This is a genomic window from Aequorivita sediminis, assembly GCF_032080575.2.
Classification (GTDB): domain Bacteria; phylum Bacteroidota; class Bacteroidia; order Flavobacteriales; family Flavobacteriaceae; genus Aequorivita; species Aequorivita sediminis.
Genome location: NZ_JAVLSO020000002.1, coordinates 153,742 through 172,200 on the forward strand (window position 1 = coordinate 153,742; position 18,459 = coordinate 172,200).

General features: G+C 34.2%; 15 protein-coding genes. 5 read left to right on the forward strand and 10 right to left on the reverse strand.

Annotated elements, in window-relative coordinates; translation table 11 throughout:
* Positions 1 to 47: 47 nt before the first annotated feature.
* A complete protein-coding gene (rnpA, locus tag RT250_RS04190; RefSeq protein WP_313112430.1) occupies positions 48 to 413 on the reverse strand; it encodes a ribonuclease P protein component in 366 nt (121 codons plus the stop codon).
* 147 nt (positions 414 to 560) lie between these two features.
* Here rnpA and RT250_RS04195 point away from each other — a divergent pair, with 147 nt between their 5' ends.
* Positions 561 to 1,337 carry an amidohydrolase gene (locus RT250_RS04195; RefSeq protein ID WP_313112432.1) on the forward strand — a complete coding sequence of 259 codons (777 nt, stop codon included), beginning with the start codon at positions 561 to 563 and terminating at the stop codon, positions 1,335 to 1,337.
* Here the strand turns inward: RT250_RS04195 and RT250_RS04200 are convergent.
* Both RT250_RS04200 and RT250_RS04205 read right to left on the reverse strand, forming a co-directional pair.
* Entirely contained in the window at positions 1,324 to 2,928 is a 1,605-nt protein-coding gene (locus RT250_RS04200; RefSeq protein ID WP_313112433.1) for an Ig-like domain-containing domain, read from the reverse strand. The genes RT250_RS04195 and RT250_RS04200 overlap by 14 nt on opposite strands.
* Positions 2,929 to 3,034: 106 nt before the next feature.
* A complete protein-coding gene (locus RT250_RS04205; protein ID WP_313112435.1) occupies positions 3,035 to 3,697 on the reverse strand; it encodes a ComF family protein in 663 nt (220 codons plus the stop codon).
* Between the two features lie 85 nt (positions 3,698 to 3,782).
* Here RT250_RS04205 and RT250_RS04210 point away from each other — a divergent pair, with 85 nt between their 5' ends.
* Both RT250_RS04210 and RT250_RS04215 read left to right on the forward strand, forming a co-directional pair.
* A complete protein-coding gene (locus RT250_RS04210; protein WP_313112437.1) occupies positions 3,783 to 4,670 on the forward strand; it encodes a DUF8428 domain-containing protein in 888 nt (295 codons plus the stop codon).
* A gap of 142 nt (positions 4,671 to 4,812) precedes the next feature.
* Positions 4,813 to 6,351 carry a glycine--tRNA ligase gene (locus RT250_RS04215; RefSeq protein WP_313112439.1) on the forward strand — a complete coding sequence of 513 codons (1,539 nt, stop codon included), beginning with the start codon at positions 4,813 to 4,815 and terminating at the stop codon, positions 6,349 to 6,351.
* Between the two features lie 79 nt (positions 6,352 to 6,430).
* Here the strand turns inward: RT250_RS04215 and RT250_RS04220 are convergent, their stop codons facing one another.
* Together RT250_RS04220 and RT250_RS04225 are read right to left on the reverse strand one after the other, a co-directional pair.
* Positions 6,431 to 6,790, reverse strand: coding sequence for a hypothetical protein (locus RT250_RS04220; RefSeq protein ID WP_313112441.1), 360 nt, complete (start codon positions 6,788 to 6,790; stop codon positions 6,431 to 6,433).
* A gap of 74 nt (positions 6,791 to 6,864) precedes the next feature.
* Positions 6,865 to 10,350 carry a DUF8818 domain-containing protein gene (locus RT250_RS04225; protein WP_313112442.1) on the reverse strand — a complete coding sequence of 1,162 codons (3,486 nt, stop codon included), beginning with the start codon at positions 10,348 to 10,350 and terminating at the stop codon, positions 6,865 to 6,867.
* Positions 10,351 to 10,555: 205 nt separating this feature from the next.
* On the opposite strand from RT250_RS04225, the gene RT250_RS04230 reads away from it, so the two are divergent.
* Together RT250_RS04230 and RT250_RS04235 are read left to right on the forward strand one after the other, a co-directional pair.
* Positions 10,556 to 11,341, forward strand: a complete 786-nt coding sequence (locus RT250_RS04230) for an exodeoxyribonuclease III (protein WP_313112444.1) — start codon at positions 10,556 to 10,558, stop codon at positions 11,339 to 11,341.
* 58 nt (positions 11,342 to 11,399) lie between these two features.
* Complete coding sequence (locus RT250_RS04235; protein WP_313112446.1) at positions 11,400 to 12,437, forward strand: aldo/keto reductase; 1,038 nt, start codon at positions 11,400 to 11,402, stop codon at positions 12,435 to 12,437.
* A gap of 90 nt (positions 12,438 to 12,527) precedes the next feature.
* Here the strand turns inward: RT250_RS04235 and RT250_RS04240 are convergent, their stop codons facing one another.
* From RT250_RS04240 to glmS, 5 genes are all read right to left on the reverse strand, one after another.
* Complete coding sequence (locus tag RT250_RS04240) at positions 12,528 to 12,803, reverse strand: FoF1 ATP synthase subunit delta/epsilon (protein ID WP_313112447.1); 276 nt, start codon at positions 12,801 to 12,803, stop codon at positions 12,528 to 12,530.
* 68 nt (positions 12,804 to 12,871) lie between these two features.
* A complete protein-coding gene (gene atpD / locus RT250_RS04245) occupies positions 12,872 to 14,377 on the reverse strand; it encodes a F0F1 ATP synthase subunit beta (RefSeq protein ID WP_313112448.1) in 1,506 nt (501 codons plus the stop codon).
* 262 nt (positions 14,378 to 14,639) lie between these two features.
* The gene (locus tag RT250_RS04250; protein WP_313112450.1) at positions 14,640 to 15,536 is read right to left on the reverse strand and encodes an aminotransferase class IV; all 897 of its coding nucleotides are present in this window, start codon (positions 15,534 to 15,536) and stop codon (positions 14,640 to 14,642) included.
* 115 nt (positions 15,537 to 15,651) lie between these two features.
* On the reverse strand, positions 15,652 to 16,380 hold the full coding sequence (locus tag RT250_RS04255; RefSeq protein WP_313112452.1) for a sulfotransferase-like domain-containing protein: 729 nt from the start codon (positions 16,378 to 16,380) through the stop codon (positions 15,652 to 15,654).
* A 230-nt stretch (positions 16,381 to 16,610) separates the two neighbouring features.
* Positions 16,611 to 18,458: a glutamine--fructose-6-phosphate transaminase (isomerizing) gene (gene glmS, locus RT250_RS04260; protein ID WP_313112454.1), complete on the reverse strand. Its 1,848-nt coding sequence runs from the start codon at positions 18,456 to 18,458 to the stop codon at positions 16,611 to 16,613.
* Position 18,459: the final 1 nt, after the last annotated feature.

Sequence of the window (18,459 nt, forward strand, 5' to 3'; positions counted from 1 at the left end):
ACTAATTGTTTCACGGGTTCGAAATAATTTGAAATAAACTTGAATGTTCAACTATTATCCTCTTGTAATTTTTTAAGTAATTTTAGCATCGACTTTTCCAATTGAACATATTCTGGTTTTACTTTTCCTAAATAGAGAAAAAGCATCATAAACCTAGTATTTTCACTTACTTCAATTAGGTGTTTATTTAGCCTATATGCTTCTCGAAGTTGTCTTTTTAATCGGTTTCTATCTACTGCAGATTTAAAATTACGCTTGGGAACAGCAAATGCGGCTAGATTAGAACTGATTTCTTTATTAGGTAGAAAAAATACTTTTATAGGAAATTTTGTATATGTTTTCCCTTCCGAAAACAAGGTTTCAATTGTTTTGGTGCTTTTTAGCTTTTCGGTTTTTGGAAATTTTTTGTCCACGAAGTAAATATATAAAAAGACTTCTCAGCTTTTCAGTTGCATTCTAATAGTTTTCCTATCTTTTAGATTTAAAGAAAATCACCTTATAAAGTTGTAATTTTAGTACTTAAATTAGAATTGTAAAAACAAATTTAAAAATAATTCATTTTGAAAGAAACGCTTAAAATATCGATAATTCAAAGTAATCTTCATTGGGAAAATGCTGTAGCAAATCTGAAAATGTTTTCAAAGAAAATAGAAAATATTGAAGATAAAACAGATTTAATCGTACTTCCTGAAATGTTTTCAACAGGTTTTTCAATGAATGCCGAAAAATTAGCCGAACCTAACGATGGAAATACTTTAAAATGGATGATTAATGAAGCAAAAACCCACAATACTGCTATTACCGGAAGTGTAATTATTAAGGAAGATAATAATTTTTTCAACAGGATGTTTTTTGTTTTTCCTGATGGCAGTTATAAAAAATACGACAAAAGGCATACTTTTACCTTAGCCAAGGAAAATGAAACGTATAAAGATGGTACCGAACGTTTAATTGTAGATTATAAAGGCTGGAAAGTTTGTCCACTTATTTGTTACGACTTGCGATTTCCTGTGTGGGCAAGAAATACAGAAGATTACGACATTCTAATTTATATAGCAAATTGGCCAAAGGTAAGATCCTTAGCTTGGGATACTTTATTACGTGCGAGAGCAATCGAGAATATGGCGTATTGCGTAGGGGTAAACAGAACTGGTTTTGATGGAAACGACCACGAATATGTTGGACATTCGGCAATTTACGATGCTTTAGGAGTTAAAATAACCGCAAAGGATATAGGTGAATTTACCGAAACGGTAGTTTTAGAAAAAGAACACATTGTTAACAACCGAAAACATTTTCAGTTTTTGAATGATAGAGACGATTTTACTTTAGTATAAAAGTTTCGTTTAAACTCCAGTTGGCACGTACTTCAATCTCTTTAGGATAGTAGATAATCTTTTCGGCTTCCATCTTATTTAGAAAACTCCCAGTGTCCCACATTCCGTTTTGGTTGTCGTCGTAGATAATTCTTACAAAATATTTTTCAGGAGAAAGTTCATCGAAATAAACAGGTGTATTCTGGGTTAAATATCTTTCTGCAACAACATTATATTTGCTATTCACAACTTGAATTATAATTGGAAATCTGTTAACATTTACCAGATTAAGGCTAAGCGTTCCGTAATCTGATGTCAATCGCGTTTTTACGTTGAAATACAACGTGTCATTTGTTTTCTCAAAAAAATCGGTCAAGGCTCCAGGCATAATGTTTATGTTGTAGCTTTCATCTTCTTCTTTAGGGAAATGCAGTTCTGCTAAATTGTGTTTTTTATTCAATCTTATTTCGGTTTCTACAAGCACCGAGTCTTTGTTAATAACCTCAAATTTCTCAGCATTATAAGCAATTATTGGTGTGTTTAATCGCAATTTAAAAGTGTCTTTTAACCTTAAAAATCCTGTTTTAACTGCCGAAACGTTTAATGAATCACTATAAAGTTCGCGTATTCTAACCGAAGCAGTATCTACTATATTTCCATTTGTAACTTTAAAGAGCAAAGAATCTACTTTAAGTGTAGGCTTAAACCAATAATGAAGCGAATCTTTCATTTCGTCTTTGTAAGATGTGGAGACGTAATCTTGACCTACATCCGATAATATTTCAACCTTTAGGCTATCTCCTCGCCCTTCATAACCAAAAATAATATGGTTTTTAGAAACTAAAGCAGGTCTGGCTAATTTGTAATTTGGTGTTTCCTTAAATAGTGTAAGCACATAAGTAGAATCTGTAGGTAAAGTAATTAGTTCATCTACAAATCCAATTTTATCGGTTTTTGGTTGAAAAGTGTAATCGTTACTTTTTTCTTTTAAAGCGATTAATAAATATTTTCCTTGTTTTAAGTTTGATAGCTCAAATGTTCCGCTACTATCCTTAGTAGTGGTAATGTACATTGGTTTTTCAGAATAAATCAATGAATCTTTAAATGTTTCATCTACTTCGTAAAGCATTACCGTTGTTGGTATTTCAGGAGAAATCAACTTAGCGTCTTTTACTCTTCCAGAAAGTTTTAAACTATCTATATACGTTCCCGTTGAAAACACATATTTAAAATATTCAAATTCGTTTTCTTCATTGTTATCAACAATACTTTTTCCGAAGTTGAAAGAATAGGTTGTGTTTGGTTTTAAGGTATCTAATAATTTTATTTTTAATCTTTTTGAAGTACTTAGTGGTGTGATAACCGGTGTATACTTCATGGGTGGTGAAATAATTAACTGATTGTTTAATTCTTTTAATTTAATATATTCATCAAAGCGAATTTCGATTTCATCTCCTTTAAAATTCGTGCTGTAATTTTCGGGAATACTTCTTACAATTACTGGAGGAATTGTATCTCTTGGTCCACCTGATGGCGTTCCTTTTTTGGCGCAATCTGTAAATGACAGCATAAACAAAAGCGCAATGGGAATGTATAGAAGGCGATGTTTCAAGATGAAAAATTAGTGGTTAATAGATTTAAAAATAAATTTATTGAAATCTGCCCAAAATTAAACAATAAGAAAGAACTAGTTGCAATTTACAAACAACTATTAACGCTTATGCCATAGCAATTGTTGCGATACTAATGCTTACATTCTCTCCTTTAAGCAACTGTAGTGCACAATTTTCGAGCGTTGCGCCTGTAGTGATTATGTCGTCTACTAGAAGTATATGCATGTTTTTAATTTCTTCTAATTTCTGTATGGAAAATACTTCTTCAGTTTCAAAACGGAGCATTCTTGTTTTAAAAACTTGAGAACCAGATTTTGAAATTTTAATCAAAATATCATCCCGATAGCCAACATCAAGGGCTAAGGCAATTTCCTTTCCAAAACCTTCAACTTGATTATACCCTCTTTTCTTTAATTTCTGTTTGTGTAAAGGTACCGGAATTACTAAGTTTATTTTTCTGTAATCTTCACACTCGGCCAATTCTGCACCAAGCCATTTTCCAAAAAAATAACTGATTTCCTCCTTTCCACGATATTTTAAATTGTGAAGTAACTCCTGTGTTATTCCCCTTTTTTGAAAATAAAGAAGAGATGTGGCATTTTTTATTAAAAATCTTCCGTAAAACTTATTTTTTAAAAAATTACTTTCATTTTTGTGAAACGAAGCGATAGGTAATGAATGAATGCATTCAGTGCAAACTGTTTTTTCTCCCTTAAGTAACGGATTATGACAACTATAACATATTTTTGGAAAAAGTAGATTTAACATTTTTTATGAATTTTTATCATTTTATAAACGTTTGTTAAAGAAATACCTACCTACATTTACCAATTATACTAAATACAATTAAATTATGAGCATAGAAAATGAAAATAATAGTGGCAAATTTAAGATCCTTATAGGAGTTCTTTCTTTGTTGCTCATTGCATTAGCAGTATATACCGTAACATTATTTAATGAGAATAAATCTACAATTTCTAATCTAGAAACTGAAAAAGAGTCTATAGAGCAAGAACTTGAAGGTTTAATTGCCAATTATGATGAAGTTATTAAAGATAACGAGTTGAAAGATAAAGATTTATTGGCCGCACGTGAGAGAATAAATGTGCTATTAGATTCAGTAAAAGATGCTAAAGCCAATATTGGATTAATCCAGAGATATAAAGTTGAAGTTGGTAGATTAAAGCAAGAAAGAGCTATGCTGTTTAAACGAGCTGATAGTTTAATTGCTGCTAATAAAAGACTTGCTATTGAACGCGATAGTACATTCCAAGAATTAGATAACACTAGAATGGTGGTAGATTCTGTAAGTCAAGAGAACGAAGCAATGAATGAGATCTTAAAAAAAGGATCAATTGTTAAAGCTACAAACCTGAGAGGGGAAGCTGTAATTATTAGAAACAGCGGAAAAGTTGTAGATACTAGACGTTCTAGCCGGGCAGATAAAATAAGAGCCTGTTTTACATTAGCTCCAAACTCAATTGCTAAAAGTGGAGATAGAATTATTTACATTCAAGTTATCAACCCTAAAAATGTTATGATGGGCGATGATACCGTAAAACAATTTGAAGATAAAAACTTGAATTACAGTGCCTCTACAAACGTTTTCTACGAAAACGAAGCACTAGATGTTTGTATTTTAGTTAATTCAAAAGAAACAAACCTAGTGGAAGGTAGATATACAATCAATATTTTTGATGGACCAAATCAAGTTGGTACGACAACTATGGAATTGAAATAGCAATTAAACCATACATTTTGATATAAAATTCATTATGTTTGATTAAAACTAAAACCATTGCAATTATTGCAATGGTTTTTTAATAATAAAAAAAAACAAGTTCTCTCTTCGAAGGTTGAGGGGACTTTCCTATTTTTGTGACATGGCAAACAATGACGATCATTTTAAAAGAGTAGTTTCCCACGCAAGGGAATACGGTTACATATTTGCATCTAGCGAAATTTACGACGGTCTTAGTGCGGTTTACGATTACGCTCAAAATGGTGTAGAATTAAAGAAAAATATTCGCGAATATTGGTGGCGAAGTATGGTGTATATGCATCAAAATATTGTAGGAATAGATTCTTCAATATTAATGCACCCAACCACTTGGAAGGCTTCGGGCCACGTAGATGCTTTTAATGATCCTTTAATCGATAATAAGGATTCAAAAAAACGCTATCGCGCCGATGTGCTTATTGAAGATTATGCTGAAAAGCTTTATCAAAAAGCGCAAAAAGAAATTGAAAAGGCAAGAAAGCGTTTTGGCGAAAGTTTTAATGAAGAAGAGTTTGTTTCTACAAATCCTCGCGTTATAAGATATCTAACCGAACAACGTACTGTTTTAGAGCGTATGGCTAGTTCACTTGAAAAAGAAGACTTAGCAGACGTAAAAGCATTGATTGAAGAGCTCGGTATTGCAGATCCAGAAACTGGATCGAAAAACTGGACAGAGGTGCGTCAGTTCAATCTTATGTTTGGAACTAAACTTGGTGCTTCAGCAGATAGCGCGATGGATCTTTACCTACGCCCAGAAACTGCTCAAGGTATTTTTGTAAACTTTTTAAATATTCAAAAGAGTGGAAGAATGAAAATTCCATTCGGAATCGCTCAAACAGGAAAAGCTTTCCGTAACGAGATTGTAGCACGACAGTTTATTTTTCGAATGAGAGAGTTTGAACAAATGGAAATGCAATTCTTTGTTCGTCCTGGCGAAGAACTTAAATGGTACGAATACTGGAAGGGAACACGCTTAAAATGGCACCTTTCATTGGGAATGGGAGAAGAAAATTACCGTTTCCACGACCATGATAAACTTGCCCATTATGCAAATGCAGCTGCAGATATCGAATTTAACTATCCTTTCGGATTTAAGGAATTGGAAGGAATTCATTCAAGAACAGATTTCGACCTTAAAGCTCACGAAAAATTCTCTGGTAAGAAATTACAGTTTTTCGATCATGAAATGAATGAAAGCTACGTTCCTTACGTAGTTGAAACTTCAATTGGTTTAGACAGAATGTTTCTTGCTGTTTTGACTAATTCTCTTCAAGAGGAAACCTTAGAAGATGGGAGCACACGTACTGTATTAAAATTACCAGCAATTTTAGCACCGGTTAAAGCTGCAGTTCTTCCTCTTGTTAAGAAAGATGGACTTCCAGAAATTGCACAACAGATTATCGATACTCTTAAATGGGATTACAATGTAGCTTACGACGAAAAAGATGCCGTTGGAAGACGATACCGCCGTCAAGATGCAGCTGGAACACCTTTTTGTATTACAGTAGATCATCAAACAATTGAAGATAATACCGTAACCATCCGTAACAGAGACACCATGGAACAGGAAAGAATTAGTATTTCCGAAATTTCAGATAAAATGAAGGAAACTATCTCGTACCAAAGTTGGCTTTCTAAATAGTATTTTTAAGTGGTTAATTATATATTTCAAAGGGAGGAGGATAACTAAATATCCTCCTTTTTTTATACCTAAGAAATAATTATTCTGTTCTATTTACAATTGAAGTAACTTCTACTGGAATCGCTTTATTACATCTATTCATCTGTCTTAAGCCATTATATTTTACCCATACAGCCCGATTCTCTAATTTAAATTTTTCGCTTAAATTTACAGGATCAACGTAGTAAACTCCTCTTTCATTACTTTCTAATTGGATGGTATATTCACAATCGTCTTTTAAATTTGAGTGAATAATTTTTCCTGCTAAATACCCTTCTGCTATCATTTTTTTTGCTTCCATTTCTGGTGAATTATTCTCATCGCCTGCAGATTGGTTTTGCATAGGACCACAAGAAATTATAAATACTGAGAAGAGTGCTATAGTTGTTTTAAATATCATTTATTGGTGTGTTTTTGATTTATGAAGGTACAAAATTGAACCCATTTTAAAGAAATGATTTAGCATATCTCTTGCTAAAAATAAGCTCTCAACTGCACACTTCCTGTATGTACTGTTTTATTAGTTTCGCTTTTACGTCCAAAATACGATAGGTTGGCATCCAAATATTTGGTTATTCGTTTTTGTAAAAGCATTCGCCAAGTGAAGTTAGTTCCTGGTTGTAGGCCTTCCAACATTTGATATGCTACAGGAGAAAATGGACTTCCGTCAAACTTGTTATTGATATAATTAAATTCTCCATTTAAAGAAACCTTTTCAGCATTGGAATAAGCAAATGAAAACCCAATTAGCTGTTGGTCTAATTTTTCCATTTCGCCTAATTGATTGGCTTGTTTTTCAAATTCATAAAAAACATCGAAGCGAGTTTGCTGGCTCAATAAATACGATATTTTTGGACTGAAAGAATATGATTCGAGTTGGTAACTTCTATTTGAAAAATTTTCTGAAAGACTTTCATTATTGCTAATTTGACTTTTGAAATTCATCAACCAGCTTTCTTTAATCTTGTGATTAAAGTTCAGCTGATGACTTTTCGATTTGTTTTGTTGTAAGCCAATAGCAAGCAGATTGTCACTAGACGAAGAAATGTAAGTGTAACTAGTTGTAAAATACTGTTTTCCGCGATTGAAAAATAACGCATTTCTAAAATTTGAAATCAACCCAAGTTGGTCCTCCCCTCCATCTTCAAAAGGGTTAATATTAAAAGCATCATTTCTTCGTTTTACCTTTCTATCTAAAATGTAAGAAGTTTGGTTGTAAAAGTGAGAAAGAAACTTTTTAAATCCTACTTCATTTAACCATTTTTGAGGATTTAAAGTAAGTATCTGACTGAATTTATTCTGACGGATTTTTAAAAAAACTTGATTGGGTAGTAATATCCTAACGTATTCTGCCTGATCTTGAAACTGCGCAACTTCAAATTCTTCTAATTCTTGAATTCCATTATTATTATAATCAATCCAAGTGTAAACACCCTGTCCTGGTTCTGTTTTAACATAGGTAAATTCCTGCTGTGGAATAACCCCATTGTTAGATTCTAAAGTAGTATTCCATCGAATTCCTCCTTGCAACAACGCTTGGTTGTAAATAATTCTGGAGTTTAAAGAACGGTCTATTTCACGCTTAGTTATAATTGTAGGAAATTCTTGACTCAATCCAGTTTCATCTCCTACTTTAGGTTCATAATTAAGCGTTCTGTAATTAGCAAATGCAGATAGTTGTGTGTTGTCAGTATTTATCAATCGCGACTTTAAGTAAAATGTATGCGACGAATTTACTTTTTGAAGTATGTTGTTTCTAACACTGTCATTCACCCGATATTGATAACCGGTTTCTACAAAAACCTGCGTGCTATCTCCAACACCCATATAAGCCTCATAAGCGCTAAATTTTTGACTTGTAGGGGAAATGCTATCGCGAAGGATATCTTTAATCTGGTTGTCTTCTAGAGCTATTTTAGCCCCAATCCAAGCTTTGTCTAACGAATATGTTGCAGTATTATTTAATCGAAAGAATTTGGAAGTAATTGAATCGGCTTTGCTATTTAATAAACTTCCATTTGTTCTTAATCTGAATTTATCAAGCTTAATCTCTGATGCAATTACATGGCGCGTACCATTGAAGTTTTCAGAATAATTCAAATTTTGAAATTCATACCTACCTCTTCCATTTTTTGGATGTGAAAATTCAACTCCAGAAATTACAAAGCTTTGATTTCCTTGAGGGTTTAATAGGTTCCAATCTCTGTTAAATTCAATATTGTAAAGGTTTTCGATGGTCTGAAAATCTTTTTGTACAAAATCTAACGAACCAAAAGCATCAACTTTCAATGTATCTGCTGTAGTTAATACTCGTTGTTTAAACGCCAATCTTCCTGCAAAACCATCGTTATTAGAATCGTCTATATCGCTAAACAAATTAAGATCGTTTTTACTACCCGCAACCTCAAAATCTATTTGAGTTTTATCAGAAGGATGATAACTTCCATTTAACCCACCTATTTGAAGTTTTATGGGAGCATTTAATTTAATAATTGGCTCGTAATTTCCTTGTGGCACACCATTTACTGGAGGCTTATATTCAAAAATCCTGCTGATAGCGTTATTATCGGCAATTACATAATTACCGTTGTTACTTCCAACAAGTGAGAATCGCACACTGTAAAGTTCGTCTTCTGGATTATTTGAAAACACGAAAACTTCCTCCCCATTGATAATTACTTTTTTGTAGAGAATTTTGTTTTCTGAATAGGTATCAGGAACTGCCGACGGTGCTGACATTAAATCCTTATCATCTCCAGCTGCTTTTAATATTGCTACTTGTTCTTCCGAAAGACTTTGTTGTAAGGGCTGATTTTTTGCATCATTTTCAGAATAAACATATACACCTAAGTCCAATTTATTACTCGAATAATTTCCGCCTCCATAGCCAATAAAACGTGTGTAGCTTCTATCGGTATATTGATATTCTACAGTAATTCGCATATCGCTAGTTATTGGATACGTTGGATTAAATTTTATTTCACCAGCATTGTAATCGATTACGTAATCTTCGTTTTCGCCTCTGTTTAAGAGCAGTCCGTTTACATAAACTCGCTCACTACCTGAAACAACTAAAATATAAAGCTCTCCGTTAGGACCTACGAGTTTATAAGGTCCTTGGTTTCCTTCTTGTCCAACAAATTCACTTTTAGAAAAAACACCTTTAACTAATGCCCCAGAAGCAAAAGCTGAAATTTTGGAACCGTCCTCATTGTTGAATGTCCCGCCAAGGGATATTCCTTGTACTTTTTTTGTAAATCTTCCGAAATAGCTATTGGTGTTTTGAAGATCGATATCCCCAGCTCGTATATTCCAATTTTCTCCAAAAAGTTCGATAAAAATCTGATCAAATTCATTTAAACTTTGTGAATAACCGCCTTCTTGAGTGGGAATATTTGCATCTTGAATAGAAGCACGAATCGAAACCTTATCACTTAATTTTCCTGTTATCTGTAAATCTAACTGACTATTAACAACTGCATTTTGATTGTTTCCAATGGTGATACCTCGTGAAATACTTCCAGAAGTATTTAATCCATCAAAAGGAGTAAAAGTATTTTTATTAGTACTTTCTTGTAGAGAATATAGTTTATCAATCCGCCCTGTGTTTTCAACAATTATTTTTGGGTCGAGTGCAAAATAATCTCGGGTAAGAAAATCAGGATACTTTAAATACTGAATGGTTACAGAGTCTTCCCTTTGAAGTAGTCCATCGGCATTCTCATTAATACGGGAAGGAAAAATAATCCTTCCTTTTTTAAAATCTATTAGATAACTAAAGGGGTCAAGCTCATTTCCTTTATTGTCGAAGATATTGAACTTTGTAGGGTTAATCCCGGCACTATCTATTGCAACGGTATCTCTTACAGCAAATTTTTTCTCAATGTAATTTGAGTTAATATCCTGTGCATAGCCTATTGCTACGAATGTAAAAATGAAAATGGACAGGATTAACTTCATTAACTATAAAACTATTCGTTTAGCTTTTTATTTTGATAGGGTAAAAATACAATCTCAAATTCGAGGAGGACGGAAAATTATAAAACAAATTTAAATACGTAATGTAATAAAGTATTGGTTGTTAAACGGTGGTGAGATATTTATCTTGCAAGCTTAAAATATTTATTTAATCCTAAAAAAAATACCCGACTTCAGGGCATTTTACATGAAAATAATCTCATATAACGTAAACGGAATTCGCGCAGCCATGCGAAAAGGATTTATTGATTGGTTAAAAGCTGCAAATCCTGATGTAGTTTGTATTCAAGAAACTAAAGCCAATGTTGATCAAGTAGATGTAGCGGAAATTGAAAAGGCTGGGTATCCCTATCACTATTGGTTTAGTGCTCAAAAAAAAGGGTATAGCGGCGTTGCAATATTTTCAAAAATTATCCCCAATCATGTAGAATACGGAACAGGGGTTGATTATATGGACTTCGAAGGGCGTAATATTCGTGTAGATTTTGATGCTCCTGCTCTTCCTGGTGGACAGATTTCTGTTATGAGTTTGTATTTGCCAAGTGGAACAAATATTCAACGATTAGAGCACAAACTCACATACATGGACGATTTCCGAAAGTATATCGACAACCTCAAAAAAGAAACCCCAAATTTGATAATTTGCGGCGATTATAACGTATGTCATAAGGCAATTGATATTCACGACCCTGTAAGAAATAAAAACGTTTCTGGATTCTTGCCTGTGGAAAGAGAATGGTTGGACGATTTTATAAACAGTGGTTTTATAGACAGTTTTAGACATTTCAATAAAGAACCTCATAACTATACATGGTGGAGCTACCGTGCAAACGCAAGAAACAATAATAAAGGCTGGCGTATTGATTATAACTTAGTTTCCGAACCCTTGAAAGACAATTTAAAACGTGCAGTAATTTTACCTGATGCTAAACACAGTGACCACTGCCCGCATTTGGTTGAATTAGAATTCTAAAATTGCAATAGGTTGGATAAGTTTTACAAACCTGTCAAGTACTATCAAATAGAATATTATGAAATACACAACGCTTCCAAATACCAATTTAAAAATCAGTAAACTCTGTCTTGGAACGATGACGTGGGGGCAACAGAATACGGAAGCCGAAGCGCATCAACAATTAAATTTTGCTATTGAAAAAGGAATAAACTTTATAGATTGTGCCGAAATGTATCCAGTTCCCGCCAATCCTAAGACTCAAGGTCGAACGGAAACTTATATTGGAAATTGGTTAGCAAGGAAGAAAAACAGAAACGATATAATAATCGCAACCAAGATTGCTGGGCCAAGCCGAAACATGGACCATATTCGTTTGCCATTAGATTTTAGTAGAAAATCTTTGGAAAACGCCATTAATAATAGCTTAAAACGACTACAAACCGATTATATAGATTTATATCAATTACATTGGCCTGAGCGCAGTACTAACTATTTTGGGCAACGAGATTATACCTATATAGAAAACGAATCTTGGAGCGATAATTTCGCAGAAGTACTTTACAATTTAGAGTGTTTTGTAAAAGAGGGTAAAATCCGCCATATCGGACTTTCAAACGAAAATCCTTACGGAGTCATGCGTTGTATGGAAGAGGCTAGAAAAGGAAGTATTAAAATTGCAACAGTTCAGAACCCCTATAATTTATTAAATCGAAAAGATGAAATTGGGCTTTCCGAGATCCTTCATCGTGAAGAAATTGGATATTTACCGTATTCACCTCTAGGTTTTGGAACACTTACTGGGAAATATTTAGAGGGAAAAGCAAATAAAAATTCCCGTATAAATCAATTTAAACAGTATAGTCGTTATAGCAGTAATACTGCAAAGGAAGCAACAAAACAGTATTTTGAAATTGCTAAAAAATACGATTTAAGCCTTACTCATTTAGCGCTGGCATTTATTCTTCAGAAGAAATTTGTTACCGCCCCAATTGTAGGTGCTACTTCTTTAGCGCAACTCTCAGAAAATATTGAAAGTATAAATATTAAACTTTCAAAAAACATTTTGAAGGACATTAATACTGTTCACCACAACATCCCAAATCCTGCTCCATAAGGTTATAAATGTTATATGTGAAAAATTAAAAATCCCAAACTCCAGTTAACTGAAATTTGGGATTTTAATATTTTTAAAGATTGCGTTAGCTTAGTCCGCCAATACCATTACTTTATTATTGTTACATTCAACAGTTCCTCCAGAAATATGAAGTACCCATTGTCCGTCTTCTTGAGTAAAGTTTTTTTGAAACTCTTCTGCAAATGTTGGGTTCCCTCTAAATTTTACTTTTCCTTTTTGTAAAACAGAAACAATAGCTGCGTGGTTGTTAAGCATTTGAAATTCACCTTCCACACCAGGAACGGTTACGCTTTCTACTTCTCCAGCAACTAATGATGCTTCAGGGGTTACTATTTCTAAATACATATATTTTAGTATTGAGATGTGAGATGTGAGAAATGTCTAATATCTCACATCTTACATCTGATGTCTAATTAAGCTTCTGCAAGCATTTTTTCTCCTGCTGCAATTGCTTCTTCGATAGTTCCTTTAAGGTTGAATGCTGCTTCTGGAAGGTGATCTAACTCTCCATCCATAATCATATTGAAACCTTTAATTGTTTCTTTAATATCAACTAAAACTCCAGGAATACCAGTAAACTGCTCTGCTACGTGGAACGGCTGAGAAAGGAAACGTTGTACACGACGTGCGCGTCCTACTGCCATCTTATCTTCTTCTGAAAGTTCTTCCATACCAAGAATCGCGATGATATCTTGTAATTCTTTATAACGCTGTAAAAGCTCTTTTACTCTTTGTGCACAAGCATAGTGTTCTTTTCCAAGAATAGCTTCTGTAAGAATTCTTGAAGTAGAATCTAATGGATCTACTGCAGGGTAAATACCAAGCTCGGCAATCTTACGAGAAAGTACTGTTGTTGCATCCAAGTGGGCGAACGTTGTCGCTGGCGCTGGATCCGTAAGGTCATCCGCAGGTACGTATACCGCCTGTACAGATGTAATAGAACCTCTTTTTGTTGAAGTAATACGCTCTTGCATAGCACCCATCTCTGTTGCCAAAGTTGGTTGGTAACCTACCGCTGAAGGCATACGTCCTAGAAGTGCAGACACCTCAGAACCTGCTTGTGTAAAACGGAAAATATTATCTACGAAGAAAAGTACATCTTTTCCTTGTCCTTCTCCTGCTCCATCACGGAAATACTCAGCGATTGTCAATCCTGACAGCGCAACACGTGCACGTGCTCCAGGTGGTTCGTTCATCTGTCCGAATACGAAAGTAGCTTTAGATTCTTTCATCGCCGTTTTATCAACTTTAGAAAGATCCCATCCACCTTCTTCCATAGATTTCATGAAATCGTCGCCGTAACGGATAATTCCAGATTCTAGCATTTCACGAAGTAAGTCATTACCCTCACGAGTACGCTCACCTACACCAGCAAATACTGAAAGTCCACCGTGTCCTTTCGCAATATTGTTAATTAACTCTTGAATAAGTACTGTTTTTCCTACACCAGCACCACCGAATAGACCAATTTTACCACCTTTTGCATAAGGTTCAATAAGGTCAATTACTTTAATACCAGTAAATAGAACTTCAGTAGAAGTTGAAAGATCTTCGAATTTTGGTGCTTCACGGTGAATTGGTAGTCCGTTATCGCCAGCTTTTGGCAGATTTCCAATACCGTCAATAGCATCACCAATTACGTTAAAAAGTCGGCCATATACATCATCTCCAATAGGCATTTGGATAGGCGCTCCTGTAGCAACAGCTTCAGCACCACGGCTTAAACCGTCTGTAGAATCCATTGAAATGGTACGCACCATACTTTCACCAATGTGTGATTGAACCTCAAGAACTAATTTGTTCCCGTGATTGTTTACCTCTAACGAGTCGTATATTTTTGGAAGTTCCGATCCGCTTTCAAAAGCAACGTCTACTACCGGGCCAATAATCTGTGCAACTTTTCCTGTACTTTGTGACATGAGTAACTCTTTATTTTATAGTTATCTAAGACTGAATAAACCAGCCCTGTTTTAAACAGGTGCAAAGATAGTTTTTTCTGAATGATAATTGCAATGGAATTTTTAAAAAAATTACTACTACACAATTCTTTGCATAACAGTTAATTAGAACTGCTTATAAAGGAATAGCAGAATCGTTTTTTTATTCTATTCGTAAAACAGTTTCTGTGAAGAAGTTTCAGTCAATTAACTTTAGAATTATTTTAAAGCAATTTTCAAATTGTTAGTCGAGTTTTTCACAAAACCCACGAACCTCCTTTGAAAATAAATTAATTATTCTGTTTTGTAGTTTGTCGTCTTTAGGAATAATCCGGCCATCGATTTCAACAACAGGTGTCAGCTCTCCCATAGTCCCTGTGGCAATTACTCCATCGGCATTGTAAAACTGTGAAAGTGTAATATCGGCTTCTAAAATTTCAATTTCGTATTTTTCGCATAATTCAATTACTGAGTTCCTCGTAATTCCCGGTAAACAGGCATGAGCAAAAGGAGTAAAAACTTTACCATCTTTTACCATAAAAAGATTGCTACCATTTAATTCAGCAATAAATCCACGATCGTCGAGCATTAAACCTGCATCTTTACCTGCAACATTAGCTTGAATTTTTGCAATTATGTTATTAAGTAAGTTGTTGTGATGGATTTTACTGTCTAAAAATTGCGGCGAATTTCTTCTTTGACTTGTACTAATTACTTTTATTCCGTGGTCATTGTCGTATACTAAAGGTTTCCATTCTGCTAAAACAATTAAACAAGAACCACTCTGGTTTAATCTAGGGTCCATGCCACTTGTAATCTTTTCACCTCGGGTTAAGGTTAATCGAATATGAGTATCATCGGTCATTGCGTTTGCATCGAGAGTTTGTTTAATTGCCTTTTTTATGAATTCCTTAGAAGGAATATCCACAAAAGCCAAAGTTTTAGCCGATTCATGTAAACGAGTTAAATGTTTGTCTAAACAAACTATTCCTTCAGGGTAAACGCGTAAACCCTCCCAAACTGCATCACCACCTTGAACCGAGCTGTCAAAAACTGAAACTTTTGCTTCATCTCGAGGATAAAGTTTGTCTTTTACAAATACTTTTATATTGTCGTTTTTGGGATTAGATTTTTGAAGCATTTGTTTGAAGTTGAGAGTTTAAAAGTTTATAAAGGTCTGGCTAGCGTAGTCGAGACCTTAGTTGAGGTTATTGCTTATAGTTTTCAATTGTGCTCTAACCGACACAATATAGTTTTTATATTGATTCATTCACTAAGATATTATTTTTTAAAGTTTTATAATATGGCAGCGCTTCATTCAATAATGGCTCTAGATGCTTAGGCAATTCACGAGAACTACTTTTTTGAACTGTGAATCCTTCGCTGTTGTGAACATTTTTATACCAGTGTTTTGCCCAAATTCCATCTTCTGGAATGCTGCCTTTCTCCCATCGAAGCATTTTTTCAGAAAAAGGAATTTTCAGTAATTTACAAAGATTTCTCAAATAGGCTTCGGGATTTTTTAAAAGTTCGTCACTATCAATAACGATTGGCGTTTTTTTATTGTTCTTCAGAAATAAGAATAATTCTGAAGCTTTTTTTATTCCAATATCATTTAAAGTAGGGGTGTGGATTACTTTTGAAAAGGATGCAATCAATTTTTTTGGGTGACGAATAAGAATAACATTTTTCCAATCTAATATAAACTGAGGTGTGTCGGTTAGATAATGATGTGCCATCCCTTTTACAAAAACATTTTGGGTTTTAGAATGCAAGTTTATAGCCTCAACCACCTTTTCCTCTTTCAATTCCAGAGTTTGTAGAATTTCTTTTTGAGAAGGATGCTCATTTTCCAATGTGGCATTGGCGAGATAGTAACCGTAAAAAGGCTCGTCTAAAACAGAAATATCTTCTCGTTGTGCAAACGAATACATAAGGGCAGTAGAAAGATTTCGCGGACCCGAGATAAGATTGATTACTTTCATTTATTAAAAGTATCAAAATTATTTTGGAAAAAGAATAACCTGTATAATAGCTCGAACTGAATTTTGTCAGTGTAAAGATTTTTTGTCTTCTTTTAAATTGACAATTTCGAATAGGAGTAAACATAAACAAGAATGTTTAATCCATTTAAGATAATCTATAATTAAAAAAGACGAACCTTAGAAATATTTCTAAAATTCGTCTTTAATATATTCTTCGTTTCGTTCGAAACTTATTCCACAGTAACCGATTTGGCTAAGTTACGCGGCTGATCTACGTTTTTATCTAGCAACACTGCAATATGATATGAAAGTAATTGCAACGGGATAGTTGTAACCAATGGCGTTAATGCTTCTGGAGTATGAGGTACTTCAATTACATAATCTGCCATGTCTCTAACCGCAGTATCTCCTTTAGAAACTACAGCTATAATTTTTCCTTTTCTAGCTTTAATTTCTTGGATGTTACTCACTACTTTTTCATAATGCTCACTCTTTATTGCGATTACCACAACAGGCATATGCTCATCAATAAGTGCAATAGGGCCGTGTTTCATTTCGGCTGCAGGATATCCTTCGGCATGGATATATGAAATCTCTTTTAACTTCAACGCTCCTTCCAACGCCACTGGGAAGTTATAACCTCTACCCAAGTAAAGGAAGTTACGAGCATCTTTAAACACTGCTGAGATTTCTTTTATTTTATCCTCGCTTGATAACGCTTCTTGAACTTGATCTGGAATTAATTCCAATTCACGTAAGTAAAGCATATAAGCACTGTTAGAAATGGTTCCTTTGGCTTTTGCTAGGCGAAGAGCCATCATTGTTAAAACAGTAATTTGAGTGGTAAAGGCTTTGGTTGAAGCAACTCCAATTTCAGGTCCGGCATGGGTATAACTACCACTATGCGTTTCTCTTGAAATAGTAGATCCAACTACATTACAAATACCGAAAACAAAAGCACCTTTAGATTTTGCTAATTTAATAGCTGCAAGCGTGTCGGCTGTTTCACCACTTTGTGAAATAGCAATAACAACATCTTTTTCTGAAATAATTGGGTTTCTATAGCGGAATTCTGATGCGTATTCTACTTCAACAGGAATACGTGTTAAATCTTCAAAAATATACTCTGCAACTAAACCAGCATGCCATGAAGTTCCACATGCAACGATAATAATTCTATCGGCATTTAAAAACTTTTCGATATGGTCTTCAAGTCCGCCAAGCCTTACAATACCTTGGTCGGCAAGGAGTCTTCCACGATAAGTATCTTTAATAACAGAAGGTTGTTCGTAAATTTCTTTTAGCATAAAGTGGTCAAACCCACCTTTTTCAATTTGTTCAAGATTTAACTGAAGCTCTTGAATGTAAGGGGCAACCAATTTGTCGTCTTTAATTTTTCTAATTTTTACGTCACGTCCAAGTCTAATAATAGCTAACTCTTCGTCTTCAAGATAAATAGCATTATTTGTAAACTCGATAAATGGGGAAGCATCACTGGCTATAAAAAACTCATCTTCACCAACACCAATAGCCAATGGGCTACCTAGTTTAGCAACTACAATTTCGTTTGGTTTTTTAATGTCGAAAACAGCGATGGCATAAGCTCCTACAACTTGGTTAAGTGCAATTTGCACTGCTTTTCCAAGCTTTACATTTTCTTGTTTTTGAATGTCTTCAATAAGATTGACTAAAACTTCTGTATCTGTTTCAGATTTAAAAGTGTAACCTCTATTTGTTAGTTCTTTTTTTATTGATGCGTAATTTTCAATGATACCATTATGTATCATCACCAATTCACCATTATTTGAATAATGAGGATGGCTATTTACATCATTTGGTACACCGTGAGTTGCCCAACGTGTGTGTCCTATTCCAACATTTCCTTCGCGATTTATCTCAGATTTAGCCTTTGCTTCTAAATCTGCAACCTTACCTTGAGTTTTACAAAGTTGGATATCTTTTCCATCATAAAGTGCAATTCCCGCACTATCGTATCCTCTGTACTCTAAGCGCTTAAGACCGTTTAGAATTATCGGATATGCTTCTCTTTTGCCAATATAGCCTACTATTCCACACATA